Genomic DNA, 13,022 nt, shown 5'->3' on the forward strand with positions numbered 1-13,022 from the left:
GATGCGAACCCCCTTCATCGCCGGCAACTGGAAAATGCACACCACGGAGGGCGAGGCGGTGGAGCTCGCCGGCGCCGTCGCCGCGCGCACGGCCGGCGCCCCCTGCGAGGTCGCGGTGTGCGTACCCTTCCCTCACCTCGGCCCGGTCCGCGCCGCCTTGGCCGACAGCCATGTCCGCCTCGGCGCGCAGGATGTGCACTGGGAGCCGAAGGGCGCCTTCACCGGCGAGGTCAGCGTCCCCATGCTCGAGGACTATTGCGCGCTGGTCATCATCGGCCACAGCGAACGCCGCCAGTACTTCGGCGAAACCGACGAGTGGGTCAATCGCAAGCTGCGTGCCGTCCTCGCCTCTCGCCTCGACCCCATCGTCTGCGTGGGCGAAACCCTCGACCAGCGCCGCTCCGGGGAGACCCAGGCGGTGCTGGAGCGGCAGGTCCGCGGCGCGCTGGCCGGGCTCGACCCCTCCCCGCGCCTCACCATCGCCTACGAGCCCGTCTGGGCCATCGGCACCGGCGAAACGGCCACCCCGGACCAGGCGCAGGAGGCGTGCGCCTTCATCCGCGGGCTCCTGCGTGAACTGGGCGGAAGTGTCGCGGATGCCATCCGCATCCAGTATGGTGGGAGCGTGAACCCCGCCAACGCGCGCGATCTCCTCACCCTGCCCGACGTGGACGGCGCCCTCGTCGGCGGCGCTTCCCTCAACGCCGAACAGTTCGCGGCCATCTGTGCCGCCGCGCCCGCCTGATGCTTCGTCGGCTGGTCGCCATCGTCGGGCCCACGGGCACCGGCAAATCCGCCGCGGCCCTCCAACTCGCGCAGCGCCTCGGCGGCGAAATCGTCAACGCCGACAGCCGCCAGATCTATCGCGGCATGGATATCGGCACCGCGAAGCCCACCGCGGCCGAGCGCCGGCTCGTACGCCACCACCTCTACGACATTCGCGACCCCGCCGACTCGTTCAGCCTCGCCGAATACCAGCAGGCCGCCGCCGCGGCGTTCGAACAGATCTGGGCGCGCGGAACCTTCCCCTGGCTCGTCGGCGGGACCCCGCAGTACGCCTGGGCCATCCTCGAAGCCTGGCAGGTGCCAGCCGTCCCGCCGGACCCCGACCTGCGCGCCCGCCTCGAGGCCGTGGCCGCCAGCAGCGGGCCCGGTTCCCTCCACGCCCGCCTCGCGGAGGTCGACCCCGTCGCTGCCTCCCGCATCGACCCCCGCAACGTCCGCCGGGTCATCCGCGCCCTCGAGGTGTACGAGCATACCGGCCGCCCCATCTCCGAATGGCAGCGCAAGGGCACGCCGGATTTCGAGTACCTGCTGTTCGCCATCGATATCCCCCGCGCCGAGCTCTACCGACGAGTCGACGAGCGCGTCAAGCGCATGTTCGCGGCCGGCCTCCTCGATGAGGTGCGCGCGCTGCTCGATGGCGGCGTGCCGCCCACCGCGCCGGCGCTCTCGTCGATCGGCTACGCCGAGGTCGTTGCCCACCTCCAGGGGCGCCTGAGCCTCGACGACGCTATCGAGCGGACGAAGCGCTCGACCCATCGACTGATCCGCGCGCAGGAGCAGTGGTTCCGCCGCGACGACCCGCGCATCACCTGGGTGCGCGATGCCGACGACATCGAGCTCCAGGCCAACATCTTCACCGGCGCCTGCACCAACGTGATTCGCGGCGAACGCCGCTAGCCGCAGGGCCCGCTACACTGGCCCCATGCGCGTTACCAAGATGCACGGCCTCGGCAATGACTACGTCTACCTCGCGCCCGAGCGCGAGGACGCCTGCGACTGGCCCGAGCTCTCGCGCCGGGTGAGCGACCGCCACTTCGGCGTCGGCAGCGATGGCCTCATCCTCGCCCTGCCCTCGAACGTCGCCGATGTGCGCATGCGCATGTTCAATGCCGATGGCTCCGAGGCCGAGATGTGCGGCAACGGCATCCGCTGCCTGGTCAAGTTCGCCATCGAAGAGGGCCTCGTCCCCGCCGACCGCGACGAGGTCACCGTCGAAACCCTCGCCGGCATCAAGGCCATCCGCGTCCTGCGCGAAAACGGCGTGGTGACCGCTGCTCGCGTCGATATGGGCCCGCCCAACTTCGACCCCGCCAGCCTCCCGGCGGCCGTCGAGGGGCCGGGGCCGGTCATCGATTACCCGCTGGTGGTCGATGGGGTCGAGCTGCGCCTCACCCTTGTCAGCATGGGCAACCCGCACGCCATCCACTACATCGACCACGACCCCGCGACCTTCCTGCTCGAGCGCATCGGCCCGCTGGTCGAGCACCACCCGCTCTTCCCGCGCCGCGTGAACTTCCAGGTCGTCCAGGTGCTCGGACCGGGCGAAATTCGGCATCGAGTATGGGAGCGCGGCTCCGGCATCACCCTCGCCTCTGGCACCAGCGCCTCGGCGGTCTGCGCCGCCTCGCGGCTTCGCGGCTTCACCGGCGACCGCATCGTCGACCACATGCCGGGCGGCGACCTTGTGCTCGAGTGGGACGGGGCCGGTTCGGTCTTCATGACCGGTCCCGCCGTGCGCGTCTTCGATGCCGAGTGGTACGGCGCGCCCTGACTCAGCCGTAAATTCGGCCCATGGTAGGATGAGTCGCGCGCCGGCACCGCCCTTCGGCCGCCGGCCCAGCACTCCCCGGCCACGACAGGATCAGCAGATGAAGCTTGCACAGCGCGTCGAGGCGCTCCCTCCCTACCTCTTTGCCGAGATCTCCAAAAAAATCGCCGCGAAGCGCGCCCAGGGCGTCGATATCGTCACCTTCGGCATCGGCGACCCCGACCTGCCCACGCCGCGCCACATCCTCGATGCGCTGCACCAGGCCGCCGAGGACCCGGTCAACCACCGCTACCCGGAGTCCGAAGGCCTGCCCGAGCTCCGCGAAGCCATCGCCCGCTACTATGAGCGCCGCTTCGAGATCCACTTCGACCCCCAGAAGGAGACGCTGCCGCTCATCGGCTCGAAGGAGGGCATCGGCCACATCGCCCTCTGCTTTATCGACCCCGGCGATATCGCCCTCGTGCCGGACCCCGGCTATCCCGTGTACGAAATCGGCACCATGTTCGCCGGCGGCACCTCGTACCGTGTCGACCTCACGCGCGAGAACGGCTGGCTCCCCGACCTCGACGCCATCCCCGAGGACGTCGCCCGCCGCGCGAAGGTGCTCTGGCTCAACTACCCCAATAACCCCACCGGCGCCGTCGCCGACCTCGCCTTCTTCGAAAAGGTCATCGCCTGGGCTCGCAGGTACGACGTCGCCGTCCTCCACGACAACCCCTACTGCGATGTCGCGTACGACGGCTATCGCCCCGTGAGCATCTTCCAGGTGCCCGGTGCGAAGGAGGTCGCGGTCGAGTTCAACTCCTGGTCCAAGGCCTACAACATGACCGGCTGGCGCATCGGCATGGTCGTCGGCAACGCCACCATGGTCGATGCCCTCATGCGCGTGAAGTCCAACCTCGATAGCGGCATCCCCCAGGCCATCCAGAAGATGGCCATCGCCGCCATCGATGGCCCGCAGGACGTCATCAATGAACATAACGCCATCTACCAGCGCCGGCGCGACCGCATCGTCGAGGTGCTTCGCAAGTGCGGCCTCGAAGTCGATGTGCCGAAAGCGTCGCTCTACGTCTGGGCCAAATTGCCCGACGGCGTGACCAGCGCCGATTACGCCGCCCGCCTCATCGACGAAACCGGCGTCGTGGTCACGCCCGGCCGTGGCTACGGCGTCAACGGCGAAGGCTACATCCGCCTCTCCGTCACCACGCCCGATGACCGCCTCGACGAGGGCATGCGCCGCCTCGAAGCCTGGTCGGCGCGACAGTAGGCCCCGCCCGCGGGCGAGCCCCTCGCGCGGCCTGCACGCCGGGCAGTACGCTGTGATCAGCACATGCCGCGCACGACCCACCCAACCGCCCCAATCCGCGACCGTGCCATCCTCGTGACGGCCGACGTCCCGGGAGCCCTCCTCCCGGCCGCCGAATCGCTTGATGAGCTGGCCGAACTCGCCCGCACCGCCGGCGCCGAGGTCGTCGCCCGCTTCACCCAGCGGCTCGACCATCCCAACCCCGCCACCTACATCGGCTCCGGCAAGGTCCAGGAGATCGTCGAGGCCATCCGCCAGCACGGGGCCAATGTCGTCATCTTCGATGACGAGCTCTCCCCCTCGCAGCAGCGCAACCTGGAGAGAGCCCTCGGGGTAAAGGTGATCGACCGCACCGCCCTCATCCTCGATATCTTTGCCACACGCGCCCAGACGCGTGAGGGCCGCCTCCAGGTGGAGCTCGCCCAGCACCAGTACCTCCTCCCCCGCCTCGCCGGGCAGTGGTCCCACCTCGAGCGCATGGAAGGCGCCATCGGCACCCGCGGCCCCGGCGAAACCCAGATCGAGACCGACCGCCGCCTCATCCGCAACCGCATCGCGCGCATCCGGCGCGACCTCGAGGAGGTCCGCACCCAGCGCGAGCTCTACCGCCGCCGCCGCGCCCGCAACAACGTCCCCGTGGTCGCCCTCGTCGGCTACACCAACGCCGGCAAGTCCACGCTCATGCGGGCGCTCTCCGGCGCGGACGTGCTCGCCGAGGATAAGCTCTTCGCGACCCTCGACCCCGTCACCCGGCGCATCCGCCTGCCCTCCGGCGAAATCGTCCTCCTCACCGATACCGTGGGCTTCATCCAAAAGCTCCCCACCCAGCTCGTCGCCGCCTTCCGCGCCACCCTCGAAGAGCTGGAGGATGCCGACCTGCTGTTGCACGTGGTCGATATCGCCCATCCCAACGCTTACCAGCACGTCCAGACCGTCGAGGCCACCCTCCGCGACCTCGGGGTGCATGAGAAACCACAGCTCCTTGCCCTCAACAAGGTCGACCTGCTCCGCCACACGGATGGCCGCCCGGTCGCCGACTTCGATGAGGCCCGCGCCATCATCCTCGGCGCGGGCGCGCCGCCGCGAAACGTCGCCATCATCTCTGCGGCCCGCGATTGGGGCCTCGACCTTCTCCGCAGTCGGGTCGAAGAAGGTCTGGACGGCGGATTCGAAGGTGCCGGGGTTGAGCTGCCCGACCTCGCCACCACCGCCGTTTGAATCCCGGGCGGGCAACCGGTAGAACTCCGGCTATGAACCCCGCACCTCAGGCTGTCCCGCTGCCGCATCCCCGCGGACCGCTCGCCGGGTATCGCGTGCTCGACCTCGCCGACGAAAAAGGCCAGCTGGGAGCCCGCCTGCTGGCTGAACTCGGCGCCGACGTCATCAAGGTCGAACCGCCGCGCGACGGCGACCCCACCCGCCAGCACGCTCCCTTCTACCGCAACGAGGCCGGCGTCGAAACCAGCCTCTACTGGTGGACCATGAACGCCGGCAAGCGCTCGATTACCCTCCAGCTCCGCCTGGAGGCCGGCCGCGAGCTCTTTCACCGCCTCGTTGCCCTCTCCGATATCATCATTGAGACCACCATGCCCGGGGAGAGCGCGGCCTTTGGCCTCGATTACCCCACCATCGAACGCGTGAATCCCTCCGCCATCCTGGTCAGCATCACCGGCTTCGGCCAAACGGGTCCTTACGCGCGGTGGCAGGCCACCGACATCGTCGGCTCCGCCATGGGCGGCCACATGCACCTCAACGGTGACCCCGAACGCGGCCCGGTTCGCACCACCGTCCCGCAGGCCTACACCCAGGTCAATGTCCAGGCGGCGGTCGGCGCGCTCGTCGCCCTCTACGCCCGCGCCGTAAACAACGGTATCGGCCAGCACGTCGATGTCTCCATGCAGGAGGCGATGGCGAACGCCATGGACCATGCCCAGCAGACCTGGGACATCCGCCGCGTCAACACCTTCGGCCCGGGCATCTACCGCAACAGCTCCGGCGTCCGCACCGCCCGCTACCTCTTTGAGACCGCCGATGGCTGGGTCGCGGCGCTGCAGGCGGGCGGGCTCATCGGCCCCAACGCTCATGCCATCATCGATTGGCTGGCCGAAGCCGGCGAGGCCCGCGGGCTCGATTCCCCCGAATGGCGCGCCCGCCTCACCTCCGGCCAGCCGCTCGACGCCGCCGACCGCGAATACGTCGAGGAGACCATGGCCGCCTTCTGCCGCACCCGCCGAAAAGAGGAGCTGGTCGCAGAGGCCCAGCGCCGGGGAGCCGGCTGGGCCCCGGTCTTCGGCCCCCGGGAGATCGTCGAAAGCCGCCAGCTGGCCGCCCGCGACTACTGGGTCCGCGTCCAGCATGAAGACCTCGGCGAATCGTTCATCTACCCCGGAGCACCGTTCCGTCTCTCCGCCACGCCGTGGATGCAGCGCGGCCGCGCCCCGCACGTCGGTGAACATAACGAGGAGGTCTACTGCGGCCTCCTCGGGCTCACGCCCCAGGACCTCCGCCGCCTGCGCCTCCGGATGGTGATCTGACCATGTCCGAATCAGCCGAACTCCGCTACCGCAAGCCGTTCGAGGGCATCCGCGTCGCCGATTTCGCCTGGGTCGGCGTCGGCCCGCTCGTCTCCAAGTACCTCGCCGACCACGGCGCCGAGGTCATCCGTATCGAATCGGCCACCTACCCGGAGACCCTCCGCCGCGTCGGCCCCTACCCCAACGATGTGCCGCACATCGATGGCTCCGGCTACTTCGCCAACTTCAACAGCTCGAAGCTGAGCGTCTCGGTGAACTTCAAGCACCCGCGTGGCCCGGAGGTGGTCCGCCGACTCCTCGCCCACTGCGATGTCGTCACCGAGTCCTACACCCCGGGCACCATGGCCCGTTTCGGCTTCGATTACGAGGCTGTCCGCGCCATCCGACCCGATGTCATCATGATTTCCATGCCGCTCTTCGGCCAGACTGGGCCCTGGTCCCACTACGCGGGCTACGGGCATGTGCTGCAGGCGGCGGCCGGTTTCAATCATTTCACCGGCTGGGAAGACGGCCCGCCGATCGGCACCGGCATCGCCTACACCGACTTCCTCGTGCCCCACTTCGCGGCCATCGCCCTCATCGCCGCCCTCGACCACCGCCGGCGCACCGGCGAGGGCCAGTACATCGATTTCAGCCAGTTCGAAGCCGCCATCCACGGGCTCTGGACGGCCATCCTCGACTGGACCGTCAACGCCCACGAGCAGACCCGCCTGGGCAATCACGACCTCGAGGCCGCACCCCACAACGCCTACCGCTGCAAGGACGGGCGCTGGGTTGTCATCGCCTGCGAAACCGAGAAGCACTGGGAAGCGCTCAAGGCTGCCCTCGGCCGGCCCGAATGGTGCGATATGGAGCGCATGCGCCGACGCTGGCAGCGCATCAACGAGCAGAAGGAAATCGACCGCCACCTCACCTTCTGGTTCGAAGACTTCACCCGTCTCGAGAGCGAGGACCCCCTCCAGGTCGAGGAAGGCGTCGAAGGCCCGCCCGTACGCAAGTACACTACGCGCGAGGTGGTCGAACTGTTCCAGTCGTTCGGCGTCCCGTGCGGCATCGTCCAGTCGCCCGAAGAGATGCACGCCGACCCCCAGCTGGCCCACCGCGGCCACTACTGGAAGCTGGAGCATCCGTATATGGGGCTTCGCACCTATGATTCCCCCGCATTCAAGCTCTCCAGGACGCCCGCCGAGCTGACGCGCGCTGCCCCGCTCCTCGGCGAACACAACGAGTACGTCTTCCGCCAGGTCGTCGGCTTGAGCGAAGAGGAATTCGTCGAGCTGATGGCCGACGGCGTCTTCGAGTGAACGGGCGGGGCCTGCCAGGCAAAGGCTCGCAGCTCAGCAAGCAAGAACGCCCCGGGAAAACCCGGGGCGTTGGGTATGTGCCGAACCGGTGGATGACTTCCGGCGCTCAGTTGCCCGCCATTGGGGAGGCAGCCGGTGAAGCCTCCGGCGATGCTGCCGGCGGTTCGCCGGTGCCCACCGGGCCGCCCTCAACCACCCGGAACGTCCCGTTCATCTGGTCCGGGTGCAGGTCGCAGAGGAAATAATACTCTCCGACGCCCGGGGTTGTGAACGTGACGGTCGTTGTCGTGCCGCCGTCGATGATTTCGCCCTCGGCTCCGGGCGCCAGCGTCGTGCCGCCTTTCTTGTCCAAGAAGTGAATGTTGTGCTTCGCCCGCCCGTTGTTCACCAGCGTGATGGTGATCTCGGCGTTCGGGCCAGCAGTAATTTCCTTCTTGTCGAACCTGTTATCAGTCGCCACCACGCGGAACGGGTTTGCTGGCGGTGCCGGCGCCTCGCCGCCGCCTCCAGTCCCCGTCGATTCGCTGGCGAACAGGTTCAGGCCGGCGCCAATCATGAACCCGCCGAGCATCAGGCCGGCGATTATGGTGAACGCAGCCCCGGTCCCGAACCGGAAGGTGACATCCTTCGTGTCGCGGATGACCTCCATGTCGAAGACCTGCACGGTCCCGGGCACCACCTCGTCCGTGTACCGCGCGATGATGTCGAGCATCGTCTGGCGCGTCTCTTCGTACGTCGCCAGCCCCTCCCGGTCCGACCACGTCGTTTCCACCAGTACCTGCGACGGGCCGGTCGCGGCCGGCGAGACGATGATCCGCAGGTCCTGGAATCCGTCGAGGTCGCGCAGCTGATTATCGCTACTCTCGAGGTCGTGGATGATGCCCGATTTCCGCGCCTGCTCAAGCTTCCCCTCGGCGAGGGCGAAGGTCACGACCTGCGTGTAGCGGGTTGGCTTCGCGCCGCCGTGGTGGCCTTCAGCAGCTTTCTTGCGCATCTGCCCGTCCTCGTAGGCCCAGCCGAAGACCGCGATGAGCGTCGAGACAATTGCCGCGCCGAGCAGCGGCCCGGCAAAGGTCTGGTCATCCACCCGCGACCAGTAAATCAGCGCCGCGCCGAGAAACAGCGCTGCCGCGCCCACGACGAGCGGCCAAATGCTCGGGTCTGGCAGGTGTACCTCGCCGTGGTTTCCGTGTCCGTTCGCCTGGTGGTCCATCCGGTGCAATCTCCCCGAGAGTTTCGCGCCTGTGGTTTTCGGGCCCTACGGGATGATGTAGAGCGTGGTGAACAGCGCAATCCACACCACGTCGACGAAGTGCCAGTAGAAGGAGCACGCCTCGACCGCTTCGTGGTTCGCTGCCGTAAACTGCCCGGCGAGTGAGCGCGCCAGGATGATTCCCATGAAGACGAGGCCGCCTGCCACGTGGAGACCGTGGAAGCCCGTCAGCGTATAAAAGGTGGTGCCGTAAATCGTATCGCCCATGCCGAAGTGCAGCTGGCTGTAGTCATAGACCTGCATCACCAGGAAGACGAGGCCAAGCACAATCGAGATGAACAGCCAGCGGATCAGGCCCGAACGGTTGCCTCGCTGGACCGCGAAGACTGCAAACTGGATGGAGACCGAGCTGGTGATCAGCAGCAGCGTCGCGATAAACGGCAGCCAGAACTCGACCTCGAGCTTCACCCCCGCAGCCACCTGCTCGGGTGTGAGCAGGTAGGTCGGCGGCCACTCGTTGGCATCTGAGCGGGCGATGAAGTAGGCGGCGAACAGGCCGCCGAAGAACATCACCTCGGATGCCAGGAACAGGATGAATCCCAGCATCCCGTTGCTCAGGCCCTGCTTGTGCTGCGTGGCGGAGGCGTGCGCGGTCATGGGTACTCCAGTTTCTCTCCCGGTTCTCTTACAGCCGAGGGACTAATGGGCTGCTTTGCCGTGGCGAAGGTCCCAGAGCGGGCGCTCCGAGTGCACTTCGGGCAGGTCGTCGAAGTTGTGCACCGGTGGCGGCGAGGAGGTCCACCACTCGAGCGTGTTCGCCTGCCACGGGTCGTTCGGCTGGTCCTTCGGCCGCATGAACGCCATCACCACGTTGATGATGAACGGGATCATGGCCACGCCGATGAGGAACGCGCCCATGGTCGAGATCAGGTTCAACGTCTCCCAGCCGGAAGCCTCGGAGTAGGTGGCGATGCGCCGCGGCATGCCGTCCAGGCCGAGCAGGTGCATCGGGAAGAAGGCCAGGTTGAATCCGATGAACTGCAGCGCGAAGTGGATGCGCGCGAGCCGCTCATCGAGCCGGCGGCCCCAGATCTTCGGGAACCAGTAGTAGAGGCCCGCGAACACCGCGAAGACCGCGCCGCCGAAGAGCACGTAGTGGATGTGGGCGACCACGAAGTAGGTGTCGTGGACGGCGAAGTCCACCGGGACCGCCGCGGAGAACGTCCCGTTGATGCCGCCGATGAGGAACATGCTCAGGAAGCCGAGGGCGAACAGCATCGGCGCTTCGAAGGAGATCGAGCCGCGCCACAGCGTGCCGAGCCAGTTGAACATCTTCACGCCGGTGGGGACGCCGATCATGAAGGTCATGAAGCCGAACCACGGCTTGAGCACCGCGCCGGTGGTGAACATGTGGTGCGCCCACACGCTGAAGCCGAGGCCGCCGATGCCCATGGTCGCGAAAACGAACGCCTTGTAGCCGAACAGCGGCTTGCGGGCGAACACGGGCAGGATCTCCGAGATGATGCCCATGCCCGGCAGGATCATGATGTAGACGGCCGGGTGCGAGTAGAACCAGAAGATGTTCTGCCACAGGATGGCGTTCCCGCCGCCGTTCGGGTCGAAGAACGAGCCGCCGAAGTTCCGGTCGATGTAGAGCATGGCCAGGGCGGAGGCGAGCACCGGCGTCGCCAGCAGCTGCAGGACCGCCGTCACGAGCATCGTCCAGCAGAAGATCGGCATCCGGAACATCGTCATGCCCGGCGCCCGCATCCGGAACATCGTGACCATGAAGTTCGCCGCGCCGATGGTCGAGGAAACGCCGAGGATGATGACCGCGATGATCCAGAGGTCGAGGCCCACGCCCGCGCCGCGAGCCAGCGGGCTGTAGGCGGTCCAGCCCGCGTCAGCGGCGCCGCCGAAGAGGAACCCGGCGAACATCAGCAAGCCGGCCGGCGGGATCAGCCAGAACGAGAGCGCGTTGATCCGGGGGAAGGCCATATCGGTCGCGCCGATCTGCAGCGGCACGATGTAGTTCCCGAACCCGGCCCATACCGGGATGATGAACAGGAACAGCATCGCCGACGCGTGCATCGTGAAAATCTGGTTGTACGCGTCATTGTTGACGAAGGTGTTGTCGGCAACCGCAAGCTGTGTGCGTACCAGGAGCGCAAGGATCCCGCCCACGGCGAAGAAAAACATCGTCGTGTACAGGTACATGATGCCGAGCTTCTTGTGGTCGACCGTGGTCAGCCAGTCAAGAATCCACGGCTTTTCGGTGTAGGCTGGGCGTGGAATCGCGATGCTCGTCATGCTTCCTCCAGGAGCCTGCGGCTGTCCTCGTTACGAATGCTGGTGCCGGAGCTGACCGGCGCTGCCCGTCGTCGTTTGCCCGCCGCGCCCGCCGGGGTCACGGCTGGCGTACCGATGCGTTCGCCTGCACCTGCTCCGCGACCCACCGGTCGAACTCCTCCCGCTCAACCACCCGCACGTGGAAGCGCATGAGCGCGTGGTTCAGACCGCAGAGCTCGGCGCACTGCCCGGTGAATTCACCGGTCTCTTTTGCCGTGATGACGAAGCGGTTATCGCGCCCCGGCACCACATCCAGCTTGTAGAGGAAACTCGGGATGTAGAACGCGTGGATAACGTCGTTCGACTTCAGGCGGAACTCGACCGGCTCGCCCACGGGGATGACGAACGTCGGCTCCTGGGCGGCGGTGCCAATGATGGAGAAGCTGCCCTCGGCGTTCGGGTCGCTGCCCGGGCCCAGCTCGTTCAGGTTGTAGACGAACTCCCAAGAGAACTGGAAGCCCGTCACGTCGATGGCCAGCGCATCCTCGGGCGCCTTCTTCTCGACTTCGCGCAGGGTGATGAACGAGTACGAGAACAGCGCGATGACAATGAGGACCGGGATGGTCGTCCACACGATTTCGAGCGCCGTGCTGCCGTGCGTCTGCGGGGGGAGCTCATCGCTCTTCTTGCGGAAGCGGATGATCGCGTAGATCAGCGCGCCTTCGACGGCGAAGAAGACGGCGAGCGCGATGATGAGCGTGAAGACCCAGAGGTTCTCGATCTTCTCCGCCTGCTCGGTGATCGGCTGCGGCATGCCCCAACCGGCCAGGGCCGGGGAGATCAACCCAAGGGCCATCAGGCCGGCGGACCCGAGCGTGACAAACCTGCGAATCAGCCGCAGCTTCCCGGTTAAAGGCATTGGTGCTGGCTCCCCTCCCGACCCGTCGCATCCCCGGCGCACGGGCGTACCCGGCCCCCAGGTTTCGGTTGTGAACGGAGTCGCAATCGAGTTATAGACCGGCCCCCCTACCCTGTCAAGGAACGGCAAAGGGCCCCTGTGGAAGCGTCCTAACGGCCCTTGCGCAGATTCGAACCGGGGGTCTGAACGTGACCTTGCGGCTGCTCAGCCGAGCAGGGCGACGTCCGCCGCCGTGGCCATGAACAGCAGCCCGAGATACACCAGCGAGAACTTGTAGAGCCGCATCGGCGGGGTCATTTCGGGGTGCCGCCAGAGCTGCCAGGCCAGCCCGATAAACGCTCCGCCCAGTGCCACTGAAGCCCCGTAGTACAGCCACCCGAGGTCCGCCACCGGCCCCATCAGCAGCGTGATCAGCACCAGCATGACCGTATAGCGCAGGATCTCCGTCCGTGTCCTGGCCGGCCCGTCGGTCACCGGGAGCATCGGCACCCCGGCGCGCGAGTAGTCGCCCTCGAGCCGCAGGGCCAGGGCCCAGAAGTGCGGCGGTGTCCAGAAGAACACGATGGCGAACATCAGCCACGCCGCCAGCGGCGCCTCCCCGGTCACCGCCGCCCATCCCACCACCGGCGGGAAGGCCCCGGCGGCCCCGCCAATGACGATGTTCTGCGGCGTCCGCCGCTTGAGCCACACGGTGTACACGAAGACGTAGAACAGCAGGGCCGCGAGCGAGAGCAGCGCCGCGGCCAGCGTGGTGGTCGCCCAGAGAAAGACGAACGCGACTGCCCCGAGGGCGATGCCGAAGGCCAGCGCGTGGCCGGCCGGCACCGCGCCGGTCACCGTGGGGCGCTGCTGGGTTCGCCGCATGATGGCATCGATGTCCCGGTCGTACCAGCAGTTGATCAC

Annotated in this window: 12 protein-coding genes; 7 read left to right on the forward strand and 5 right to left on the reverse strand. The window is 67.3% G+C overall.

Annotated elements, in window-relative coordinates; translation table 11 throughout:
* The first annotated feature begins 1 nt into the window (after position 1).
* From tpiA to VAE46_RS06055, 7 genes are all read left to right on the forward strand, one after another.
* Positions 2-745 (forward strand): triose-phosphate isomerase, encoded by a 744-nt coding sequence (tpiA, locus tag VAE46_RS06025; RefSeq protein WP_322796016.1) that lies wholly within the window; start codon positions 2-4, stop codon positions 743-745.
* Entirely contained in the window at positions 745-1,683 is a 939-nt protein-coding gene (miaA, locus tag VAE46_RS06030) for a tRNA (adenosine(37)-N6)-dimethylallyltransferase MiaA (RefSeq protein ID WP_322796017.1), read from the forward strand. Before tpiA ends, miaA begins: the two co-directional genes overlap by 1 nt.
* Before the next feature lie 25 nt (positions 1,684-1,708).
* Positions 1,709-2,557, forward strand: a complete 849-nt coding sequence (gene dapF, locus VAE46_RS06035; protein ID WP_322796018.1) for a diaminopimelate epimerase — start codon at positions 1,709-1,711, stop codon at positions 2,555-2,557.
* 97 nt (positions 2,558-2,654) lie between these two features.
* Positions 2,655-3,821, forward strand: coding sequence for an LL-diaminopimelate aminotransferase (locus VAE46_RS06040; RefSeq protein WP_322796019.1), 1,167 nt, complete (start codon positions 2,655-2,657; stop codon positions 3,819-3,821).
* A gap of 63 nt (positions 3,822-3,884) precedes the next feature.
* The gene (gene hflX / locus VAE46_RS06045; protein ID WP_322796020.1) at positions 3,885-5,078 is read left to right on the forward strand and encodes a GTPase HflX; all 1,194 of its coding nucleotides are present in this window, start codon (positions 3,885-3,887) and stop codon (positions 5,076-5,078) included.
* 32 nt (positions 5,079-5,110) lie between these two features.
* Positions 5,111-6,394 carry a CoA transferase gene (locus tag VAE46_RS06050; RefSeq protein WP_322796021.1) on the forward strand — a complete coding sequence of 428 codons (1,284 nt, stop codon included), beginning with the start codon at positions 5,111-5,113 and terminating at the stop codon, positions 6,392-6,394.
* A gap of 2 nt (positions 6,395-6,396) precedes the next feature.
* Complete coding sequence (locus VAE46_RS06055; RefSeq protein WP_322796022.1) at positions 6,397-7,698, forward strand: CoA transferase; 1,302 nt, start codon at positions 6,397-6,399, stop codon at positions 7,696-7,698.
* A 106-nt stretch (positions 7,699-7,804) separates the two neighbouring features.
* On the opposite strand, the gene VAE46_RS06060 is transcribed toward VAE46_RS06055, so the two are convergent.
* The 5 genes from VAE46_RS06060 to VAE46_RS06080 form a co-directional block, all read right to left on the reverse strand.
* Positions 7,805-8,911 (reverse strand): cupredoxin domain-containing protein, encoded by a 1,107-nt coding sequence (locus tag VAE46_RS06060; protein ID WP_322796023.1) that lies wholly within the window; start codon positions 8,909-8,911, stop codon positions 7,805-7,807.
* Between the two features lie 45 nt (positions 8,912-8,956).
* A complete protein-coding gene (locus tag VAE46_RS06065) occupies positions 8,957-9,568 on the reverse strand; it encodes a heme-copper oxidase subunit III (RefSeq protein WP_322796024.1) in 612 nt (203 codons plus the stop codon).
* A 42-nt stretch (positions 9,569-9,610) separates the two neighbouring features.
* Positions 9,611-11,221, reverse strand: coding sequence for a cytochrome c oxidase subunit I (gene ctaD / locus VAE46_RS06070; RefSeq protein ID WP_322796025.1), 1,611 nt, complete (start codon positions 11,219-11,221; stop codon positions 9,611-9,613).
* 97 nt (positions 11,222-11,318) lie between these two features.
* Positions 11,319-12,014: a cytochrome c oxidase subunit II gene (gene coxB / locus VAE46_RS06075; RefSeq protein ID WP_322796026.1), complete on the reverse strand. Its 696-nt coding sequence runs from the start codon at positions 12,012-12,014 to the stop codon at positions 11,319-11,321.
* A 309-nt stretch (positions 12,015-12,323) separates the two neighbouring features.
* Positions 12,324-13,022 (reverse strand): heme o synthase (locus VAE46_RS06080; RefSeq protein WP_322796027.1); only part of this gene is annotated, 699 nt, incomplete at its 5' end.

Origin of the sequence: Tepidiforma sp., assembly GCF_034433535.1 — a bacterium.
Lineage (GTDB): Bacteria > Chloroflexota > Dehalococcoidia > Tepidiformales > Tepidiformaceae > Tepidiforma.